Source organism: Pseudomonas sp. NMS19W (genome assembly GCF_051554255.1).
Taxonomy (GTDB): domain Bacteria; phylum Pseudomonadota; class Gammaproteobacteria; order Pseudomonadales; family Pseudomonadaceae; genus Aquipseudomonas; species Aquipseudomonas kribbensis.
On record NZ_CP136718.1, the window covers coordinates 2,452,556 to 2,475,645 of the forward strand.

A 23,090-nucleotide genomic window follows, 5' to 3' on the forward strand; every position below is an offset into this window, starting at 1 on the left:
ATGCTCGACAACACTTCCTTGCGTGGGACGAATCCCGCGCAGCCCGACGTTTCATCCTCGATTCCGTTCGACACCGATCTGTGTGTGCACGGTCTGTTCGAAGCGCAGGTGCTGCGCAACCCCGAGGCCATTGCCGTCCGTTGGCAAGCAGAGGCGCTCAGCTACCGCGATCTCAATATCCGCGCCAACCGCCTGGCCCATCATCTGCGCAGCCTTGGCGTCGGACCGGACGTGCGGGTCGGGATTTGCCTTGAGCGTTCGCTGGAGATGCTGGTCGGCGTGCTCGCGGTGCTCAAGGCCGGTGGCGCTTATGTGCCGCTGGACCCGGCGTATCCGCAGGCGCGGCTGGCGCACATGCTGGCCGACAGCGCGCCAGCGGTGGTGCTGACCCACGGTCAGGCGCGGCATGTCCTGATGACTGCGCTCGAACAATCGACCACGGTGCTCGATCTGGGCGATTCAAAGCATTGGGCTTCACAGTCACCGGACAATCCCGATCCTCATGCGACAGGCCTTACACCCCGACACCTGGCCTACGTGATCTACACATCCGGCTCGACCGGCACCCCGAAAGGCGTGATGGTCGAGCATCGCGGGCTGATCGCGGTGAGCGCTGCCTGGGCGCAACTTTATGCCTTGGGTGAGCCGCTCAATCACCTGCAAATGGCCGGTTTTTCCTTCGACGTGTTCAGCGCCGATCTGATTCGTGCGCTGGGGTTTGGCGGCACACTGGTGCTGTGCCCCCGCGACACCTTGATGGACCCGCCGGCCCTGTATCGCTTGATGCGCGATGCGCAGATCGGCTTTGCCGACTTCGTGCCGGCGCTGCTCAACCCTTTGCTGGCCTGGGTCGAAGAGACCGGCCATGACTTGTCGTTCCTGCGCACCGTGGTCTGCGGCTCGGACATCTGGACTGCTCACAGCGCCCGACAATTGCGCAGGCTCTGCGGTGAGCGGGTGCAGATCGTCCAGGCCTATGGCGTGACCGAAGCGAGCATCGACAGCACCTGTTTCGAATTCACCGAAAACAGTCAGGTCGACGCGGTGTTGCCCATCGGCCGGGCATTGCCCAACTCCCGGATTTACCTGCTCGACGAACAAGGCGCGCCCGTTGCCGAGGGTGTCGCGGGCGAGTTGTACATCGGTGGCGTCGGCGTGGCGCGGGGGTATCTGAACCTGCCGCAACTCACTGCCGAGCGTTTCATCGACAACCCGTTCGTGGCGGGTGAACGCTTGTACCGCACCGGAGATCTGGCGCGTTATCTGGCCGACGGCCAACTGGAGTTCCTCGGTCGCAACGATTCCCAGGCCAAGTTGCGCGGCCTGCGCCTGGAACTGGGGGAAATCGAAACCCGGCTGGCGGACATCGCAGGCGTGCGTGAAAGCGTGGTGTTGCTGCGTCAGGACCGCCTCGGTGAGCCTCGACTGGTCGCTTATTACTGCGAAAAACCGGGCACAACACTGAGTCCGCGTTCTCTGCGTGAGCAGCTGCAAATCAGCCTGCCGGACTACATGGTGCCGACCGCATTCGTGCGCCTCGACGCGCTGCCGCTGACCGCCAACGGCAAGGTTGATCGGCCCGGTTTGCCTGCGCCGGACGTCGAGGCATTCGATCAGCAGGAATATCAGGCGCCACAGGGTTCGATGGAAACCGCGCTCGCCGCAATCTGGGCCGAGGTGCTCGGCGTCGAGCGAGTGGGGCGTGAAGATCAGTTCTTTGCTCTCGGTGGTCACTCGCTGTTGGTGATGCGTGTGCTGGCGCAGGTTCGCCATACGCTGGGGCTGGAAGTTGCGCCTTCGACGCTGTTCGCCGCACCCGTTCTGAAACTTTTCGCCGAGCGGCTGCAAGCCAGTCAGGTGGCGGCTCGTCCGGCGATTACGGCCCTTGAACGCTCGGGCGCGCAAACGTTGTCGTCTGCCCAGCAACGCCTGTGGTTTCTGGCGCAAATGGAGGGCGGCAACGCGGCGTATCACATGCCGCTGAACCTGCGTTTGCGTGGTTTGCTGGATGTGCCGGCGCTCGAACGCAGCTTCAATCAACTGGTGGCGCGCCATGCTGCGCTGCGTACCACTTTCATTGCCGTTGAAGGGGAAGGGCGGCAGCAGGTTTCACCGCCCGCGCACAGCCTTCGACTGACCGTAACCGATCTGCAAGGGCCCGATGCTCAAGAGCGTCTCACCCGATTGATCGACGAGGAGGGCGCCCGGCCGTTAGACCTGAGCCGTGGCCCCCTGATGCGCGTAAGTCTGGTGCGACTGGCGGCGGACGACCATGTGTTGCTGCTGACCCAGCACCACATCATCTCCGATGGCTGGTCGATGGGCGTGCTCACTCGTGAGCTGGGGCAACTCTACGAAGCGGCGTTGCAGGATCGCGACGATCCGCTACCGGCATTGCCCGTGCAGTACGTGGATTACGCCGTGTGGCAGAAGCAATGGCTGACCGGTGAAGTGCTGGAACAGCAAAACCGCTATTGGCGCGAAACCCTTACCGGCGCGCCGGTGCTGCTGGAGTTGCCGACGGATCACAAGCGTCCACCCGTGCAGGACTACCTCGGCGGCTTTGTCCCGCTGGTCTTCGACGAAGCCTTGACCACGCGCCTGAAAGCCCTGGGCATGCAGCAAGGCACCACGCTGTTCATGACTTTGCTGGCCGGTTTTTCGCTGCTGTTGTCGCGCCTGTCGGGACAGGACGATGTGGTGATCGGCGTGCCATCGGCCAACCGTCCGCAGCAGGAACTGGAAGGGTTGATCGGCTTCTTCGTCAACACCCTGGCCCTGCGCATGACCCGATCGGGCTCGCCGTCGGTGGCGCAATGGCTGCAACAGGCGCGGCGGGTCGCGCTGGGGGCTCAGGAACATCAGGACCTGCCGTTCGAGCAAGTGGTGGAGTTGCTCAACCCGCCGCGCAGTCTGGCCCACAGTCCGCTGTTCCAGGTGCTGTTCGCCTGGGAGCAGGATCAGGATTCCGATCTGCTGCTGACCGGGCTCGACGTCACGCCGGTCGAGAGCAGTCATCACGTGGCCAAGTTCGATCTGCAACTGGCGCTCCATGAGCGCGACGGGCAGATCGTCGGCGGTCTGGAATACGCCTCGGGCCTGTTCGAACGCGGCACCGTCGAGCAGTTCGGCGAGTACCTGCGCCGGGTGCTGACGCAGATGGTCGAGGACCGTGAGCAGTCGCTGGCCGGGATCAAACTGCTGAGCACTGAACAACACCAGCAGATCGTTCACGACTGGAACCGCCCCGCGCGGGACACCGCGTCGCTGCCCGGTTGCGTGACGCGTTTCGAAAGCCTTGCCCGGCAAATACCCGAAGCCGTGGCGCTGCTCGCCGACCGTGAGCAACTGAGTTACGGCGAACTGAATCGAGCGGCCAACCGGCTCGCGCATTACCTGATCGAGCAAGGCGTCGGCCCCGAACATCGCGTCGGCCTGTGCCTGGAACGCTCACCGAAAATGGTCATTGGCCTGCTGGCAATCCTCAAGGCCGGCGCGGCGTACGTGCCGTTCGATCCGGCTTATCCGAGCGAGCGGCTGGCATTCATGTTCAGCGACGCCGCGCCGACCATGTTGCTGACGCAATCGAGCCTGATGGCCGGGCTGCCGGCCAACGAGGCGCAGATCTGCTGCCTGGACACTGACGCATCGCAGTGGGCACAGCACCCGAAGGATGATCCGCAAGTCAATGTGAGTCCGGAAAACCTCGGCTACGTGCTCTACACCTCCGGCTCAACCGGGCGACCTAAAGGCGTCGCCCACAACCGTAGTGCGCTGGACAACCTGATTAACTGGCAACTCGATCAAGCCACATCACCGCAGCGCGTGCTGCAATTCGCCTCGCTGAACTTCGACGTATCCTTCCAGGAAATCTGCAGCACCCTCTGCCAGGGTGGCAGCCTGCTGCTGATGACCGAAGACAGCCGCAAGGACCTCGCCGCATTGCGCCCGACCCTGGTGGCCGAAGGCGTGCAGCGCGCCTTCCTGCCATTCGCCGTGTTGCAGCAACTCGCCGGCCTGACCGAGGCCGATGCCCCGATCCCGGCCGGCGGTTGCGAAATCATCACCGCCGGTGAAGCCCTGCAAATCAACGACGAGCTGCGCGGTTTTGTCCGTGGACTGGGCGGCGCGCAGTTGCACAACCAGTACGGACCGACCGAAACCCACGTGGTCAGCCAGTTCAGCCTTGACTGCAACGACGCCGACTCCTGGCCGGACGCGCCGCCCATTGGCCGCCCCATCGCCAATGCGCGGCTCTATGTGCTGGACGAGCATCTGAATCCGGTGCCGCTCGGCGTGGCGGGCGAGTTGTACATCGCTGGCGCCTGCCTGGCTCGGGGCTACCTCAATCGCCCGGACCTGACCGCCGAACGCTTCCTGCCGGACCCGTTCAGCGACGAGCCGGGCGCGCGGATGTACCGCAGCGGCGACCTCGCGAAGTTCCAGGCCGACGGCAACGTGCAGTATCTGGGACGCATCGACCAACAGGTGAAACTGCGCGGCTTCCGCATCGAACTCGGCGAGATCGACAGCCTGTTGCACCAGCAACCCGGCGTGCAGGAAGCTGCCGTGTTGCTGCGTGAAGACGTGGCCGGGGACAAGCGTCTGGTGGCGTATGTGGTCGGCTCCGCGACCAGTGAATCCCTGCGTGCCGAACTGCAACGCCAGTTGCCCGAACACATGATCCCGAGTGCCTGGGTCCGGCTTTCGCAATTGCCGCTGACCCGCAACGGCAAGCTCGACCGACAGGCGCTGCCGGCGCCGGAACGCAGCGCCGGGGAGACTTACGAGGCGCCGCGCAACGACATCGAACGGCAAATGGCCGAGATCTGGACCGAGGTACTCAAGTGCGAGCGGGTCGGCATCCACGACAACTTCTTCGACCTCGGCGGCCATTCGCTGCTGGCGACGCGGATGATCTACGCGATCAACCAGCGCATGGGCGCGCAATTGTCCCTGAGCAGCCTATTCCAGACCCCGGTGCTGAGGGATCTGGCGGCGCAGGTTTCGTCTGATGATCAAAGTATCGAGCCGGCTTTCATCCAGATCGAGTCGGATCGCGGCAATCGGCATGAACCCTTCCCGCTGACCGATATCCAGCAGGCCTACTGGTTCGGTCGCGAGGCCACGGTCAGCCTCGGCGGCGTCAGCGCCCATGGTTACGAAGAACTGCGCATTCCCGAGTTCGACGCCGAGCGTTTCGAACAAGCGTTGAACCGCATGATCCTGCGCCACGACATGCTGCGCGTGATTTTCCTCAGCGACGGCACGCAACAGGTGCTGGCGCAGGTGCCGACCTATCGCATGCCCCGCAGCGATCTGCGCGGATTGCCCGCCGAAGAGGCGCAGCGCACGCTGGAAGCGACCCGCGAGCGCCAGTCCCATCAGGTGCTGGACGCCAGTCGCTGGCCGCTGTTCGAGTTCAGCCTGTCGCTGCTCGATGATGGCATTACCCATCTGCACATCAGCCTCGACGCGCTGATCGTCGATGCCGCGAGCACGCAGATTCTCGCCCGGGAATTGATGGCGTTCTACGTCGATCCGACCCTGGAACTGGCGGAACCGGGCCTGACTTTCCGCGACTACGTATTGGCCGAACAGCAACTGCGCAACGGGCGCCGCTACGAGCAGGCGCTGGGCTACTGGCGCGAGCGGGTGACTACTCTGGCCCCGGCGCCAGACCTGCCGCTGGTGCGCCAACCCGAAAGCATCGCCAACCCGCACTTCACTCGCCGTGACCGCGACATGTCGGCGGCGCAGTGGGCGCAACTCAAAACCGTGGCCAAACAGTTTGCGGTGACACCGTCAGTGATGCTGCTGACCGCATTCAGCGAAGTGCTCGCGCTGTGGAGTCGCACCCCGCGTTTCACCCTGAGCCTGCCGCTGTTCAACCGTATGCCGCTGCACCCGGATGTCGACGAAATCATTGGCGACTTCACCTCGCTGGTGCTGCTGGAAGTCGGCATCGACGGGGCGCAGAACTTTACCGACAAGGCCCGCGCCGTGCAGGCGCAGCTTTGGCGTGACATCGACCATTCGGTGGTCAGCGGTGTGCGGGTGCTGCGTGAGTTGTCCCAGGCCCGGGGCGTGCAGCAGACGGCGATGCCGATCGTGTTCAACAGCACGCTGTCGGAAGCGGCGCCGGAACTGGCCGAATTCAACCTGGCCGATGCGTTGAATGCCAAACACATGCACAGCATCACCCAGACCCCGCAGGTGTGGCTCGACCACACCTTGCTGGAGCTGGAAGGACGCCTGCTGTTCAACTGGGACAGCATCGACGAACTGTTCCCGCAAGGCATGATCGAGCAGATGTTCGTCGCCTATAACGCGTTGCTCGACAGCCTCTGCGAGCCGGCGGCCTGGGGCGCCAACACGCCACAACTGCTGCCGCAGGCGCAGTTGCCGGCACCGGTCGACATTCAGCAAACGCTGCCGTTGATGCACGAACTGTTCGAACGTCAGGCCCTCGCCACACCGGATGCACTGGCGGTGATCGGCGCGCGGCAGCTGACTTACGCCCAGCTTCGCTTTGAGGCCCGGCAACTCGGCGCCCGCCTGCAAGCGCAGGGTGTGCTGCCGAACCGGTTGGTCGCGGTGGTGATGGAGCGCGGCTGGGAGCAAGTGGTGGCGACCCTGGCGATTCTGTATGCCGGCGGCGCTTATCTGCCCATCGAGCCAACCCAGCCGGCGGAACGGCTGCGGCATATTCTGGAGCGGGCCGAGGCGAGCCTGGCCCTGACCCAACCGGCGCTGCTCGACAAAGTCGAATGGCCGGCGCAAGTCACGCCCATTGCCGTGACCGATGCAGTCTCAAACGACGCATTGCCACTGCAACCGGTGCAGGTGAACGAAAACGACCTCGCTTACGTGATCTACACCTCCGGCTCCACCGGCCAGCCGAAAGGCGTAGTGATCGACCATCGCGGTGCGGTCAACACCTTGCTCGACATCAACCGCCGTTTTGCCGTCGGCCCGAACGACCGCGTATTGGCGATTTCCTCGCTGAGTTTCGATCTGTCGGTCTATGACTTCTTTGGCACGCTGGCGGTGGGCGCGGCGGTGGTCATCCTCGACCCGCAACTGACCCTTGATCCGGCGCACTGGCTTGCATTGATCAAGCGTCATCAGGTCAGCCTGTGGAATTCGGTGCCGGCGCTGCTCGGCATGCTGGTCGAGTACGTGGAGGGCGAGGGCGGCGCGTTGCCTGCCAGCCTGCGGGTGGCGATGTTGTCGGGCGACTGGATTCCCCTGACCCTGCCCGAGCGGGCCTGGGCGTTGCAGCCGAAGCTGCAACTGATCAGCCTCGGCGGCGCCACCGAAGCGTCGATCTGGTCGATCTATTATCCGGTGACTCACGTCGATCCGGACTGGCGCAGCATTCCCTATGGCAAGGCTCTCGACCATCAGCGCTTCTACGTGCTGGACGAAGCCCTGCAAGTGCGCCCGACCTGGGTTGCGGGTCAGCTGTACATCGGCGGCATCGGTCTTGCGAAAGGTTACTGGCGCGATGAAAAACTCAGTGCCGGCAGTTTCTTCAACCATCCACTGACCGGCGAACGGCTCTATCGCACTGGTGACCTGGGCCGTTTGCTGCCGGACGGCAATATCGAGTTCCTCGGTCGCGAAGACAATCAGGTCAAGGTCCAGGGCTATCGCATCGAGCTGGGCGAGATCGAAGCCGCGCTCAATCGCCATCCCGGCGTGCAGAGCGCGGTGGTGCGGATTCTTGGCAGCACGCTGGGCGAGAAGCGTCTGGCGGGTTATGTGCTCAAGGCCGATCCGGCGTTGCAGGCCAGTGATTTCACCGACTACCTGACGGACAAGCTGCCGGCGTACATGATTCCGTCGTCGTTCACCTTCGTCGAAGCCTGGCCGTTGTCGTCCAACGGCAAGGTCGACAAGAAACGCCTGCCGGAACCTGAGCAAATCGAGGAACAAGGCCCGACGCTGGAAGTCGAGGGCCCGCAGGAACAGCGGCTGGTGGAAATCGTGCAGGGCGTGCTCAAGCGCGAATCCATCGCTGCCAATGCCAACCTGCTGAACCTCGGCGCTACCTCGATCGATATCGTCAGGATCAGCAACGCCTTGTCCGGCGCCTTGCAGTTCCGACCGCACGTGGCGCAACTGCTGGCCCAGCCGACGTTGCTGCATCTGCTCGGCATGTACCGCCAGAACCGGGCGCGCCAGGAGTTGATCGGCAACATCCAGCAGACGCCGGAGACCCCGCAGGACATCATCGAAGATCCGCAGCAACGGGCACAGTTCAAGGCTGAGCAACGCGGTCGCCGTGCCTTCGCTCAAGCCTTGCCCGAGGTGGCACTGGACTTGCCGCAAGACCCGGCGTTCGCCCGGCGTTTGAGTGACTACCGCTCGGTGCGCCAGTTCGGCGAGCAGCCGATTGCGACTCAAGCCTTTGCGCATGTATTGGCGGCACTGGCCCAGGGGCAACTCGACGGTGAGGTGAAATATCAGTTCCCGTCGGCGGGCGGGTTGTACCCGATTCAGGCGTATCTCTACATCAAGCCGGATCGCGTGATCGGCGTGCCCGGCGGCGCGTATTACTACGATCCTCGCCAGCATCGCTTGATGGCGCTCCAGAGCGGACTGCTCGACCCGGACACCTACGACTATTTCGTCAATCGCCCGGTGTACGAGAACGCCGCGTTCTCGCTGTTTTTCATCGCCGACATGGCTGCGATCCGCCCGCTGTATGGCGAGCGCAGCCGTGACTTCTGCCATATCGAAAGCGGCGCAATGGCCCAGTTGCTGAGCATGACCGCCGTCGAACAGGGCCTGGGCCTGTGCGGCATCGGCTCGGTCGAGGAACAGCAATTGACGGCGCTGTTCGATCTCGGGCCAAGCCACGAGTTGATCTACTCGATGATCGGCGGGCTGCGCACGGCCGATGAACAACACCGCGCGCCGGTCGAGGCATTTGCCATCGAGCCTGTGACCGCAAGCCTGGACGACGAAGACATGGAGGAGTTCGAAGTATGAATGCCGATCAATTGCTGGCGTTGTTCGCTCGCTATGGCGTGGTGCTCGAGGTGGACGGTGACAGGCTGCGCTGCAAGGCGCCGCGCGGTTTTCTCACTGAAGAACTGACAGCGGCGCTCAAGCTTCACAAACAGGAACTGATTGCGTTGCTGGGTGGCGGCGATGACGCAGTGATTCCCCGCCGTGCCGGCGCACACGCGTCCTGGCCGTTGTCGTTCTCGCAACGGCAGCTGTGGTTTCTCGATCAACTGGAACCCGGCAACCCGTTCTACAACGTGCCCACGGCGGTGACGCTGAAGGGGCGGCTGGACGTGGCGCTGCTGGAGCGGGCACTGAACGAACTGGTTGCCCGTCACGAAGTCCTGCGCACGACGTTTTGCAGTGTGGATGGCGAGCCGCGTCAGGTGGTGCACCCGTCGATGCCGCTGTCGTTGTCGGTGACGGATCTGCACCAGTTGCCGGCCGCAGAGCGTGAGCAGCAAGTGCGATTTGCCGTCGAACAGGACGCACGGGCGCCGTTCGATCTGGCCACCGGGCCGTTGCTGCGGGCGTCGTTACTGCGCGTGGCTGAAGACGAATACCTGTGGCTGTACAGCGTGCATCACATCATCGCCGACGGCTGGTCGATGGGCGTGATCCTGCAGGAAGTCGCGACCCTGTACGGCGATTATCGGCGTGGCGAAACCTCGACGCTTGCGCCGTTGCCGGTGCAATACGCCGACTACGCCTGCTGGCAGCACCAGAGGGTGGGCGGTGCGGCGCTGGAGGCGCAGCTCGATTACTGGCGTCGCACCCTGGCCGACGCGCCGCTGCTGTCGACCCTGCCGGCCGATCGGCCGCGACCGTTGGTGCAGCGTTATGTCGGAGCCACTTTCAGCTCCACCGTCGATGGCGGCACGTTGCGCGAACTCACGGCGCTGGCCCGGCAGACCCAGGGCACGCTGTTCAACGTATTGCTGGGGGCGCTGGCAGTGCTGTTGTGGCGCCACAGCGGTCAGCAGGATCTATGCATCGGCACGCCGTTCGCCAACCGCAATCGCCCGGAAGTCGAGCCGCTGATCGGTCACTTCGTCAACACGCTGGTGCTGTGTCAGCGCCTGAATCCGCAGCAGACCTTCGCCGAACTGCTGCGCGACGTGCGTGGCCAGATGCTCGACGTCCACGCTCATCAGGACGTGCCGTTCGACCGCGTGGTCGAGGCCGTCAACCCGCAGCGCGATCCGGGGCATTCGCCGCTGTTCCAGGTGATGCTGGTGCTGCAGAACACCCCCGGCAGCGGCGTACGGATGCCCGATCTGGAATTGACGCCATATGGCACCAGCAGCGCCACGGCCAAATTTGACCTGGCGTTTGAATGGGTCGAGCGGGAAGGGCGGCTGGACTTGCTGGTGGAATACAACACCGACCTCTACGACGTCTCGACTATCGAACGCCTGAGCGGGCATTACCGTCATCTACTTGAGCAGATCGCCGCCGACGCCAAGCAACCGATCAATGCAATGCCGTTGATGAACGAGGCTGAGCGTCAGCGGGTGCTGGTTGACTTCAACCGCACCGCGCCGCTGACGCAACCGGCGCAATGCGTGCATCAGTTGGTCGAGGCTCAGGCCGCGAGCAATCCTCAGGCTTGCGCAGTGGTGTTCGAGGGCGAATCCCTGAGCTACGCCGAACTCAATGCCCGGGCCAACCGACTGGCGCGGCACTTGCGCACGCTGGGCGTCGGCCCGGACGTGCGCGTGGCGGTATGCATAGAACGTTCGCTGGAGTTGCCGGTGGCGCTGCTGGCGGTGCTCAAGGCCGGTGGCGCCTATGTGCCGCTGGATCCGGATTATCCGTTGGGACGCCTGAGCCACATGCTCGGCGACAGCACGCCGGCGGTGCTGTTGACCCTCGGCTCGGCGCACGGGATTTTGCGTCAGGCTGTACAAGGTTCGACCTGGGAAGCGCCGATTCTCGACCTCGAAAAAGATGCCGCGAGCTGGGCGTCGTTGCCGGCGGATAATCTCGATCCACGCCATGTCGGCGTCACCCCTGACCATCTCGCCTACGTGATCTACACCTCGGGCACCACCGGGTTGCCCAAGGGCGCGATGGTCGCGCACCGTGGCCTGAGCAATCTGCTGCTGTGGTGCTTGCAGGTCTGCGGTGAAGCGGGAGCGATGCTGCACAAGATCCCGTTCGGTTTCGATGCCTCGGCCTGGGAGACGTTCTGGCCGTTGGCAACTGGCGGGCGTCTGATCATTGCGAAGCCCGGCGGACATTACGAACCAGCGTATCTGGCGCGCGAAGTTCGCGAGCAGCGGGTCACGGCGCTGGTGTTCGTGCCGGCGATGTTGCAGCTGTTTCTGGAAGTCGAAGAGGTCAGCCTGTGTGCTTCGCTGACCGATGTGTTCAGCGGCGGCGGTGAACTGCCGCCCGCCCTGGCCCGGCGTTTGAAGGAGCGCCTGCCCCATGCGCGGCTGCACAACGTCTACGGCCCGACCGAAACCACGGTGATCAACAGCATCTGGACCCTTGAGCCCGGCGCCGAAGTCCCGGCCCGGCAACTGCCGATCGGCCGGCCGATTTCCAACAACCGTTTTTACGTACTCGATGACCGCGACGAGCCGGTGCCGGTGGGTGTTACTGGCCAATTGCACATTGGCGGCGTCGGCGTCGCTCGAGGTTATCTGGGGCTGGCGCAGCTCAGTGCCGAGCGCTTTATCGATAATCCGTTCGTGGCAGGGGATCGCCTCTATCGCAGTGGCGATCTGGCGCGTTATCGCCCGGACGGCCAACTGGAGTTTCTCGGGCGCAACGACTTCCAGGTCAAGTTGCGCGGCGTGCGTCTGGAACTGGGCGAGATCGAAACCCGGCTCGAAGCGTTTCCCGGCATCCGCAGCGCTGTGGTGCTGATGGTCGGCGAGGCGGCGCAGGATCAGCGACTGGTGGCGTGTTGCGTGGTCGCCGAGTCGATGGATGAAGCGGCGGTGCAGGCCCATCTGGCAATGACGCTGCCCCGAGCGGTCGTCCCCGGCAGTTATCTGTGGCTCGACGCCTTGCCCCTGACCGCCAATGGCAAGGTCGACCGTGCCGCGCTGACAGGAATGGCGGACGAGGAAATGGTCAATCGTCAGGTCAACCTGAGCAGCCCGCGCGATCACATCGAACTGACGCTGTACCAGATCTGGAAACGCCTGCTGCTGGTGCCGCAGATCGGCATCCGCGACAACTTCTTCAACGTCGGCGGCACCTCCATCGCCGCGATCAAAATGGCCCATGAAATCAGCCAGGTGTTCGCGGTTGAAATGCCGGTGCGCGTGGTGCTCAGTTACCCGACCATCGAAGCGCTGGGCGGCTGGCTGCGGGTCGGGGCGAACACGGCGGTGGCGCAGGGCAATCTGATTGAGTTCCGGCGCGGCGCGGGGCAGAGCAATGTGGTGTGCATTCACCCGGCGGGCGGCACGGCGTTCTGCTACTTGTCGCTGGCCAAGGTGTTGCCGGACGAGGCTGGCGTCTACGGTGTGCAATCGCCGGGGCTGAATCAGGGCGAGAGCACCGAGCCGACGGTCGAGGCGATGGCCGAAGCTTACTTGCGCCTGATCGAACCGCTGACCAATCAACCGTTAATTCTCACGGGGCTGTCGTTCGGTGGTCTGGTGGCTTATGAAATGGCTCGGTTGCTGACGGCGGCCGGGCATCGTCAGGTGACCGTGGTGCTGCTCGACACCCAGGGAAGCGATGATCCGGGTTTCCGCGAGCAGATCGGCACCGTGGACATGGCCGAGTTCCGCGACAAACTGGTGCGTTTCAACGGCATGTACCCCGGCATTGAAGATGCCCAGGTCGAGCGCTATTTCCACATCTACAACCACAACCGGCTGGCCATGGCCGCCTATGAATGTGCGCCGCGCGCCGGGCGTGTGGTGCTGATCCAGGCGCGGGAAGATTTCAGCCGCCATCAGTTGCATGAACTGCGCGGCTTCTGGCGTCGCCGCTCCGGTAGCGGCTATCTGGCGAAACTGGTCAGCGGCGGGCACTGGGACATGCTCGAAAGCGCGGAAATCCATCGGGTCTCGCAGATCATCCGGCAGGAGCTGCAACGCTTCGCCGCGCAGGAGGCGAAATGATGAGTGCGTCCAATGACCTGACATTGCTCACGCGTTTTGCCGGGCAAGTGCGGCGCAATCCGCAAGCTGCGGCCGTCATCGACGGCTCGGTAACCCTGACTTACGCCGAACTGGCCAGCGCCAGCGAGCGCATCGCCCGAGGGTTGCAGGCTCGCGGGGTCGGGCCCGGCCAGTCGCTGGCGTTGTGCATGCCACGTTGCTGGCAATGGCTGGCGGCGATTCTCGGCGCGTTGAAGATCGGCGCCGTGGTTGTGCCGCTGGACCGTGCCAGTCCGCTCAAGCGTCGGGAGTTGATGCTGGCGGATGCGGCGTGCGTGGGGCTGATTACCCTGAACGAAGAACCTCAGTGGTCGCTTTCATTGTGGCAATCCAGTGTCGAGGCCTTGCTTGATCAGCCGGACACTCCGCCACAAGCGCTGACCGCAGAGTTCGCCGAGGTGATGTTCCTGTTCTACACCTCGGGCACCACCGGCATTCCGAAAGCCGTGGAAGTCGGCGAACGCGGTCTGCTTCGCCTGGCGCACACCGACGGCTATATCGAGATTCGCCCGGCCGACCGGTTTGCCTGCCTGTCCAACCCGGCGTTCGACGCGTGCAGTTTCGAGCTGTGGGCGCCGCTGCTCAACGGCGGTTGCTGCGTGATGATCGCCGACGAAGACGTGCTGGATGCCCGACGGCTGGCCGAGGTGCTGGAGCGGACGCAGGTCGACAACCTGTTCATGACGGTGTCGTTGTTCAATACCTTGATTGCCGAATGGCCGTCGTGCTTTGCCAGCGCTCGTCAGGTGTTGATCGGCGGAGAGCAGATCAGTGCTGCGGCGGTTCGTGCATGGTATCGAGCCAATCCTGAAAGCCAGTGCCGGATTCATAACGTCTATGGCCCCACCGAATGCACCACGTTTGCCCTGTGCTGGCCGATCAGCCGCGACTTTACCGGTGACCTGGCGCCCATTGGCCGAGCGTTGCCGGATACCGGCGTACAGGTGCTGGATGAACAGCAGCGGCCGGTGCCGGCGGGAGAGGTGGGTGAGTTGTATCTGAGTGGCAGCGGCGTCGCCCGTGGCTACCGCAACCGGCCCGAAGAAACGGCTCGCCAGTTTGTGCGGTTGCCCGACCTCGACGGTGGCGCGCACGTCCATTACCGCACCGGTGATCTGGTGCGCTGCAATGCCGATGGTTTGATCGAGTGTCTGGGGCGGGTCGACCGTCAGGTGAAAATTCGTGGTTTTCGCATCGAGCCGGGGGAGGTGGAGCAACGGATCCTGGAGCATCCGGGCGTGGCGCAGGTGTATGTCTGCACCCGGCGTCAGGCGGCGGAAGATCATCAGTTGCTGGCGTTCATCGTTCCCCGCGGGGAGCTGGACTATCACGCCTTCGAAGCCCATCTGCGGGCGCAACTGGCGCCGTATATGCGGCCGCATCAGTTGTTCTTGCTTGAGCGCTTGCCGCTGACGGCCAATGGCAAGATTGATCGCGACAGCTTGCTGGGGCAGCCGCTGAATCCGTGGCATCCAGTCACGGCGGCGATGGAAAACGACAATGCTTCGCCGACGCTGGACTGGTTGCTGAATCAGGCCCGTTCGCTGCTCGGCCAACCGGGCCTGAGTGCGCAGGACGACTGGCTGGGCAGCGGCGGCGATTCGCTCAAGGCCATGCGTTTGCGCTCGGCAATTCGTAACCGTTGGCAGCGCGAGATCCCCCTCGACACGTTGCTCAACGAGTCTTTCTCATTAGTGGCCGGACAACTGCTGGGAGAGCGTGGCGATTCGATCTATCCACCTGCGCCCGGGATCAGTCGCGCCGCACGCTTGCCCGCCACCGCCGAACAGCGTCGTTTGTGCCTGTTGCAGCAACGTACGCCGACCTCGACCGCTTACAGCGTGCCGCTGATCCTGCATCTGGTGGCCGGTGTCGAGGTCGCGGCACTGGGCGAGGCCGTGGACCGTCTGGTGAAGCGCCATCCCGGATTGCGCACGGCATTCGCATCGGGGGGCGATGGTCTTGATCAGGTGATTGCCGAGCAAGGTTCGGCCTGTCGCACATTTGCCGTCGGGCACTTTACAGAAGACAACTGGCAGGCCTTCGCGGAACTGGTGTTCGCCACGCCGTTCGACCTGAGTACGCCGAACCTGTTTCAGGCGTGGCTGTTGCCGTTCGCCGATGGCAACTGCCGGCTGCTGCTGAATCTGCATCACATCATCGTCGATGGCTGGTCGGTGAACCTGCTGTTCGACGACCTGAAGCAGCTCTATGCCGACGCTGTGCAAGGTCGCGAAAGTACTGAATCGGCAGCCCATCTGACGACGCTGGAGTTTGGCCAGTGGCAGCGGCAGTGGAGCGTCGATCCGCATTACCGTGACCAGCGGCGAGCCCTGGCCGAGCTGCATCGTCATCGGGAAGAGCCATCGCCCGCGTTGATGCCGATGCGCCCGGTCAGCCCGGACGCGAGGTTGTACCGCGAACCCCTGGGCGCGGTGCGCAGCGCCGCCCTCGAACGCTTTTGCACGCAACAGCGACTGACCCGTTTCGAAGTGCTGTTCAGTGTCTTCGCCTGGAGTCTTTACGCCCTGACCGGATGCGAGCGACCCCGGATCGCCAGTCCAGTGGCCAACCGGCCCCTGGCTGAGTTCGAGGACAGCGTCGGCATGTTCGCCAACACCGTGCTGATTCCCACCGCCGTAAACCACACAGTGACCCTGAGCGAACAGCTGCATCAACAGACCGCCACCGTGCGCGAGGTGCTGGCGCTGCAAGATGTGGCGCTGGCGGATCTGGTCGAAGACCTGCGGCTGTCGTCGAATACTGCGCTGTTCGATTTCATGTTCGTGCTGGAAAACACGGATTACGCGGCGCTGGCTGACTCCAGCCTGCGCGCGACCCTTGAGTTCAACGAACACCTGCACGCCAAGTGCCCGCTGACCTTGTTGATGGTGGGCAGCGGCTCGCAGCTGGAGTGCTGGTGGGAATATCAGTGCAGCTATTTCGATGCCGGACAGATGAGCACGGTGAATGCGTTGTTCCGCCGTGGTCTGGACCTGTTGCTGGACAGCCCGGCGGCGACGCTCGACAGTCTGCTGGGGCCTTATCGACAGGGTCTGGCCTCGGCCAGTGAAGGTCCGAAGGGTGAGTTGCCGTTCAACACCCTGGCGGACTGGTTCGAGCATCAGGTGCATTGCACGCCGGATGCGGTTGCGTTGGTTCAAGGTCAGCGCCGCCTCACTTATGGCGAGCTGAATGGGCTGGCTGACGCTCTGGCTGCTGACTTGGTTGAGCGCCATCCGTTGCCGACTGGGAATGCGCCGCTGCATGTGGTGCTGTTCCTCGATGCCTCGGTCGAGCACATCGTCGCCCTGCTGGCCCTGGCCAAACTCAACCTGACCGCCGTGCCGCTGGATCCCGCTTATCCGGTGGCGATCCAGCGTCAGGTATTGGAACAGGCAAAACCTCATTGTGTGCTGTTCAGCGACACGACGGCGGCCGCGCTCGATGATCTGAATGCCGGACGATTCGCCGTGCACCGGGTTGATTTGCACGTCGGTGCCGAAGCGTTCGAGCGCCCACGCCACGCGGGTGAGCGACCGCTGTACACGCTGTTCACCTCCGGCTCGACCGGCACGCCCAAAGGTGTGCAAGTGTCGGAACGCACCCTGTGCAACCTGCTGCAATGGCAGCGCACGGAAGGGCAGTTGCCGGCGAAAGCGGTAACCCTGCAGTTCTCCATGCTGTCGTTCGATGTGTCCTTTCAGGAGATTTTCAGCACCCTGTGCGGGGGCGGCTGCTATCACCTGATCACGCCGCGCTGGCGTCAGGATGCCGAGGCGTTGCTGGATTACATGGTCGGGGCGCGGATCGAGCGGTTGTTCCTGCCGTACGTGGCGTTGCAGCATCTGGCGCAAACCGCTGTGGCTCGGGGAATCTACCCGTCGGCATTGCGCGAAGTGATCACCGCCGGGGAGCAATTGCTCTGTACCGATGCGCTGCGCAACTGGTTCGGCGGTATGCCGCAGGCTTCGTTGTTCAATCACTATGGCCCGACCGAAACCCATGTGGTCAGTGGCTTGCGATTGCCTGCGGTGCCCCGTGACTGGCCGTTGCGTGCACCGATCGGTCATGCCGTCGGCAATGCCCGGTTGCTGTTGGTCGATGAGTTTGATCTCCCGGTGCCCATTGGCAGTCGCGGCTATCTGTTGGTGGCCGGGCCGATGGTTGCCCGATGCTATCTGGCTGACGCTGATCTGAATGCCAAGCGGTTTGTAGAGTTGCCAGAGGGCCGCTTGTTCTATCGCACCGGCGATCTGGCGTGGGCCGATGCCCAGGGCTGCCTGCATTACCTCGGACGTGACGACCAGCAGATCAAACTCAGTGGCCATCGTCTGGAGCTGGGGCAGATCGAAGCGGCGCTGATGCAGGTGCCGGAAGTGGTCAACGCGGTGGTGGCGGTTCAGAGCGATCCGCCGCGCCTGATCGCCTGGCTGCAACTTGACGGCGAGCCTGCGACGTCGCAACAGCTGGATCGTCAGGTGGCGCATCGACTGCCGGCCCATGTGCGGATCGATGAATATCGGCGGATCGACGTCTGGCCACGCACCCCCAGCGGCAAGATCGATCGCAAGGCCTTGCCGAATGTGGGTGAGGCGCTGGAGCGTCGCAGTACGCCACAACCGGTTGTGCAATTGACTGCACTGGAGCGGCAACTGAGCGAGCTGTTCCGGGACGTGATTGGCCGTGATATCGAACCGGAACAGACCTTCTTCGAGGCCGGCGCCACCAGTCTCGGCCTGATGCGTTTGCATGGCCGTTACGCCGAAGAGCTGCCGCACAAGGTGACGATGGCCGACCTGTTCGAACACGTCACGATACGGCGTCTGGCGGCGCATCTGTCGACCGCCCCGGTGGCAGCAGTGGAGCGTGTCCGGCAAACCGATGCAGGTCATCAGCCGGTGGCGATCATCGGCATGTCGGTCAATGTGGCCGGGGCGCGGAACCTGTCCGAGTTCTGGGCGATGGTGCAGGGTAACGAGCTGGGCATCGAACGCTTTGCCGCCGAAGAAGGTCTGGTCGGCGCCCGCAGTCAACTGGCCGGCATGCTCGATTTCGACCCCGAATACTTCGGCATCAGCCGCCAGGAAGCGCGCCTGATGGACCCGCAACAGCGGCATCTGCTGATGGGTTGCGTGCAGGCCCTGCAACACGCGGCCATCGTCCCGTCGGCGGACGGCCCGCGTATCGGCCTGATCGCCAGTTGCGGCGAAACCACCTACTTCCAGCAGATGCTGCGCGAGACCGCTGAAGGCGACCTGCCGGACGGCTTCCAGATGGCGCTGCATCACGACAAGGACTTTCTGGCGACCAAAGCCGCGTATCACCTGGACCTCAACGGCCCGGCCCTGAGCGTGCAGGCGGCGTGCGGTAGCTCGCTGATCGCCGTGCACATGGCCAGTTCGATGTTGCGTCAGGGCGACAGTGACGTGATGCTGGCCGCCGGCGTGCTGATCGACCCGACCCTGACCGATGGCTACCGTCATCGCTCGCAGCACATCTTTTCCGCCGACGGTCTGTGCCGCCCGTTCAGCGACGACGCCAGCGGCACCATCGGCGCCAGTGGTTATGGCGTGGTGGTGCTCAAGCCACTGGCCAGGGCGCGGGCGGATGGCGACCGGATCTACGCGTTGCTCGAAGGCTCTGCACTGAACAACGATGGCCGGGCCAAGATGAGCTACACCGCGCCGTCGGTGGCCGGGCAGAGCGCGGTCATCAGCGATGCCTTGAGCCGCGCCGGACTGACTGGCGCTGACATCGGCTACATCGAAGCCCATGGCACGGGCACCTTGCTGGGGGATCCCATCGAGGTCGCGGCGTTGACCAAGGCCTTCGGCGAGGCGCCGGCCGGCAGTTGCGCGCTGGCCTCGGTGAAAAGCCAGATCGGCCATCTGGGCGCGGCGGCGGGGGTGGTGGGGCTGATTCGCGCCAGTCTGGCGGTGTTCCATGGCGTGCTGCCGCCGAACCTCGGGTTTGGCCGGATCAATCCGCAGATTGATCTGGAGCATTCGCCGTTCTATGTTCCCACTGCATCGCGGCCGTGGCCGGAAGGGCGGCGGCGTCTGGCGGGTGTCAGCAGTTTCGGGATTGGTGGGACCAACGCTCATGTGATTGTCGGCGCCGCACCCAAGGCGCAGGAAGTGGTCGAGGAAACGCTGCCACTGCTGATGATCTCGGCCCACAGCCGATCCGAACTGCTGCGCGATATCGCGGTGATTCGCGAACACATGCAAACGCATCCAGACCAGCACACCGCGTTGCTGCGGCACTTGCAGTCTGGTCGCCGCCAGCTGCGCTGGCGCTTTGCGATGGTCTGCCAACCGGGTGACGAAATTCCGTTGCAACCGACAGCGATCAAGGAAATCTCCACGTCGGGTGCACAACTGATCGCCCGTGATCATTCAGCGCAGGCATTGCTGGAGGCCTGGTACGAAGGCGCCCATATCCAGTGGCCACAGCGCTCGGCACCGCCGCCCTGGGATTTGCAGCCGTCGTCTTTTGATCTCCAGACCTATCGGTTTCAACCTGCTGGCGAAATCGTTGCCCCTGTTTCCGCAGGTATCGAGCGGCAGCCGCTGGCGCAGTGGTTTCATCAGCGGCAATGGGTACGTGTCCTGCGCCTGAGTGTGAAGGCATCTGATGCCAAACGAGAAACGCTGATCCTTTGCAGCCATGAAACACCCGGCGCGGCATTGCTGGAACATCTGCGAACGGTCTATCGACGCGTGGTTCAAGTCCGCACCGGCAATGGCTTCAAGCAACTCGGCGCAGATCGTTTCGAGCTGGACCCGCTGGACACCGAAGCCCTGAACCGTCTGCTCACCGAGGTCACAGAATCTGAACCCGGCGAACTCGACTGGCTGCACACCTTGCCGCTGGCGGTCTCAGGCGCGGTCAACGAGCAATCGCTGGATCTGGCGCAGTGGGCCTGTCTGGACACGGTCAGCGCGCTGATGCAGGCCTGGGGGCAAACCGTGCGCACGACACGACTGCGGTTGTGGCTGATGTCGTGGCAGGCGTGTCCGGTGGATGGCGAGGTTCGGCGTCCCGAGTTGGTGGCACTGGCCGGGATCTGCGAAGTGGTGCCCCAGGAATACCCGGTGCGTTGCCACTGGCTGGACTGGCCGTCGTCGCACCTTGATGCGCAGGCCGCAGAGCTGGCGGCGCTGCTCGGCGATCCGGCGGCGTTGCCTCGGCGGATGGCGGTGCGCGACGATTACCTGTGGCAGCCACGGTTGATCGCTCAGCCATTACCGGGTCCGACCACGTCTTCCAGCCTGCTGCCGGAAGACGGCACGGTTCTGGTCCTGGGTGGCACCGGCGGAATCGGTCGGACGCTGTGCAAACACCTGCTGCAGGCACCTGCGCGGCGTGTGGTGCTGCTCTCCCGTCAAGGTGAATTGCCTGCAGAACTCGCGGCCTACGTCTCGCGAATCGACTGCCTTCAGGCGGACATCGCCGATCTATCACGCTGGCCGCAGGTACTCGATCAACTGGCCCGGCGCTACGGTCAATTGGCTGGGGTGATTCACGCGGCGGGTGTCGGTGCGGGCAGCCTGATTCGTCACCGCGATGCCCGGCAGATGGCCGAGGCGATGGCCGCCAAGACTCGCGGCATGCTCGCGGTCGAAAGCCTGATCGAACAGCTTTCGCCGGGCTTCGTCCTGTACTGCTCGTCGATGTCGGCGTTGTTCGGCGGAGCGGGGCATCTGGATTATTCGGCAGCCAGCGGTGTGCTCGACGGCTTCGCGCATTACCGTCCGGACACGGCCAAGGCTTGCCTGCGTCTGGGGATCAACTGGGACATCTGGCGCGACATCGGCATGGCCACGACCAGCAACGGCGGGGATGCTGCGCATCAGGAACATCTGACGGTCGGTTTGTCGGCCGAAGAGGGGTGTCGGGTGTTCGATCTGGCGATGGCGACGCAGTTGCCGCAATTGCTTGTTTCCACCACCGGCATCGACACGGCGCGGCGTTTCTATCCGGTTCGCCATGGCGCCGTTGTCGCGCAGGTCGAAATGCCGAAGGGCGTGGATCTTTCCGTACGTCTGCGTGAATGCCTGTGCAAATGGCTCGGCGTTGTTGAGCTGGAGGACGACGATTCGCTGTACGACCTGGGTGCGGATTCGCTGACCCTGCTGGACCTGATCGATGAACTGCAAGCGGCCACCGGCGAGGTGTTCCAGCTGTCGCAGTTCAGCCACAAGGTCAGCCTGAACGAGGTGTTGGAGCTGGTGGCAGATTCCACGGCAGAGGCCTCAGCAGATGCGCCGCACAGCTGGAACGACGCGGTGCGGATCGATCAGTGGCATGGCGGCGCCGGTCGCGAATGGCTGTATTTGATCCATCCGGTGGGCGGCGATGTTCAGGCCTACCGGGAACTGGTTTCGACGCTGCCGACGGAACTGGGTGTCTGCGTGATCGCAGATCCTGCGTTGCGTGTGCCGGCGCTGCCGAACATCAGCATTGTCGAGCGGGCCCGGTGGTATCTTCAGGCGATCAAGGCCCACATTCCGGACGGTTGCGCCTGGCGCCTGGCGGGTTGGTCGTTCGGGGCCTGGGTGGCGCAGGCACTGTGTCTGCAAGCTCAGGCTGAAGGCTTCAGGCAACCGCTGCTGTATCTGATCGACCCACCCGCGCCGGATGCCGGTGCGGAACTGGCCGGCATTGACGAGCGGACCATCGAACAGGTGTTCCAGCGTGAGTTCGCCCAGCGCTGGCCTGACGTCGAAGGGCAGGCGCTGTCCGAGGAACGTCAGGCTTATTTGCAACGGCTGACGGTGTGCTGTCGCAATAACATGGCCAGCATGGTCGACTTCCGGCCTCCAGCGCTGAGCAACACACAGGTGCAGATGTTCATCGCGGGGCACGCCAACCCTTATGGGGTGGGCAACGCCTGGAACATGAATGACCTGCAACGCAACTGGCAGGCCTTGCTGCCGCAGTTGCAGAGTTGGCAGCAACTGGATACCGACCACTACGGCATCGTGGCGGGCCGTTGGGCGCGGATGCTGGCCGAGGTCATTGGCACGGAGGGACCGTCGAGATGAGTGCGCCGATTGTGATGCCCCGGTGGTTGCCGACCTTGGCGCAGGTACTGTGTGAAGACCAGTCCGAAGTCCTGCGTCAGCGGATTCACGAGTTCGAGGACACGCAGTCGCTTCGTCCGATTCATCGTTGGCAAGCCGATGTTGTCGTGCCGATGTTGTGCGAGGCATTGCCGAAACACCGGCCGGCGCTGCTCGCACTGCAAAGCCTGCATCAACGGGCGGCGCTCGGTTTGTCGGGGCGTCAGGGCGAGTGGCGGGCCACCCTCAAACCGGTGTTGCTGGCGCTGTATCGACGGGCCTATGCCTATGACGCGGCGTACGCTCAGGCCCATGCCAGTGCGATGACTTACGGCCTCGCGCCGAGCAACACCGCGATGATCGCCGAGCACTTCGGCGATGCCGAGGCGTTCGCGGTGTATTACGCGCAACTGAATACCGACGCCAGCGCCTCGGCGTTCGCTCAGGCCCATGCCACCGCCAATGTTGAAATCTCGTCCCGGGCCTTCGCGGCTGACGACGCCGATGCGTATGCGCAGGTTTGCGCAGCGTCGGCGCGGGTTTACGTCTGGGCCTGTGCCCAGACTGACGAACAACGGCGTGCGCTGTTCAACCATCTCGCACAAGGGCTGGTCCGGCACCTGCAGTCCCATCCAACAGGAGAAACGACATGAATGACGCACAGCAGCAATTCGATTTGGTGATCAACGCTCAGGGTCAGTATTCCCTGTGGCCGGCGGGCAAGCCGATGGCCAGCGGCTGGAGCGCGGCGGGGATGCGTGGCGAACGTCAGGTCTGTCTGGATTACATCAATGAGCACTGGATCGACATGCGCCCGCGTTCTCTGCGCGAGCAGTCATCGGTGTCGTTCCAATAAGAAAGGTGAGGAAAC

5 protein-coding genes are annotated in these 23,090 nt (G+C 63.8%); all 5 read left to right on the top strand.

What is annotated here, in order from left to right; genetic code table 11:
• From R1A29_RS11005 to R1A29_RS11025, 5 genes are read left to right on the top strand one after another with little or no spacing between them, the layout of a single operon-like run.
• Window positions 1-9,000 carry an amino acid adenylation domain-containing protein gene (locus R1A29_RS11005; protein WP_438301464.1) on the top strand — a complete coding sequence of 3,000 codons (9,000 nt, stop codon included), beginning with the start codon at window positions 1-3 and terminating at the stop codon, window positions 8,998-9,000.
• Window positions 8,997-13,109: an amino acid adenylation domain-containing protein gene (locus R1A29_RS11010; RefSeq protein ID WP_438301465.1), complete on the top strand. Its 4,113-nt coding sequence runs from the start codon at window positions 8,997-8,999 to the stop codon at window positions 13,107-13,109. Before R1A29_RS11005 ends, R1A29_RS11010 begins: the two co-directional genes overlap by 4 nt.
• Window positions 13,106-22,201, top strand: coding sequence for an amino acid adenylation domain-containing protein (locus R1A29_RS11015; protein WP_438301466.1), 9,096 nt, complete (start codon window positions 13,106-13,108; stop codon window positions 22,199-22,201). The genes R1A29_RS11010 and R1A29_RS11015 overlap by 4 nt, the downstream gene beginning before the upstream one ends.
• The gene (locus tag R1A29_RS11020; protein WP_438301467.1) at window positions 22,198-22,872 is read left to right on the top strand and encodes a hypothetical protein; all 675 of its coding nucleotides are present in this window, start codon (window positions 22,198-22,200) and stop codon (window positions 22,870-22,872) included. The genes R1A29_RS11015 and R1A29_RS11020 overlap by 4 nt, the downstream gene beginning before the upstream one ends.
• Window positions 22,869-23,075: an MbtH family protein gene (locus R1A29_RS11025; protein WP_438301468.1), complete on the top strand. Its 207-nt coding sequence runs from the start codon at window positions 22,869-22,871 to the stop codon at window positions 23,073-23,075. Before R1A29_RS11020 ends, R1A29_RS11025 begins: the two co-directional genes overlap by 4 nt.
• Window positions 23,076-23,090 lie beyond the last annotated feature (15 nt).

Bases quoted from the DNA above. Each gene is read 5' to 3' on its own strand.
- R1A29_RS11010 (WP_438301465.1), top strand. From the start codon at position 8,997: ATGAATGCCGATCAATTGCTGGCGTTGTTCGCTCGCTATGGCGTGGTG.
- R1A29_RS11025 (WP_438301468.1), top strand. From the start codon at position 22,869: ATGAATGACGCACAGCAGCAATTCGATTTGGTGATCAACGCTCAGGGT.
- R1A29_RS11020 (WP_438301467.1), top strand. From the start codon at position 22,198: ATGAGTGCGCCGATTGTGATGCCCCGGTGGTTGCCGACCTTGGCGCAG.
- R1A29_RS11015 (WP_438301466.1), top strand. From the start codon at position 13,106: ATGATGAGTGCGTCCAATGACCTGACATTGCTCACGCGTTTTGCCGGG.
- R1A29_RS11005 (WP_438301464.1), top strand. From the start codon at position 1: ATGCTCGACAACACTTCCTTGCGTGGGACGAATCCCGCGCAGCCCGAC.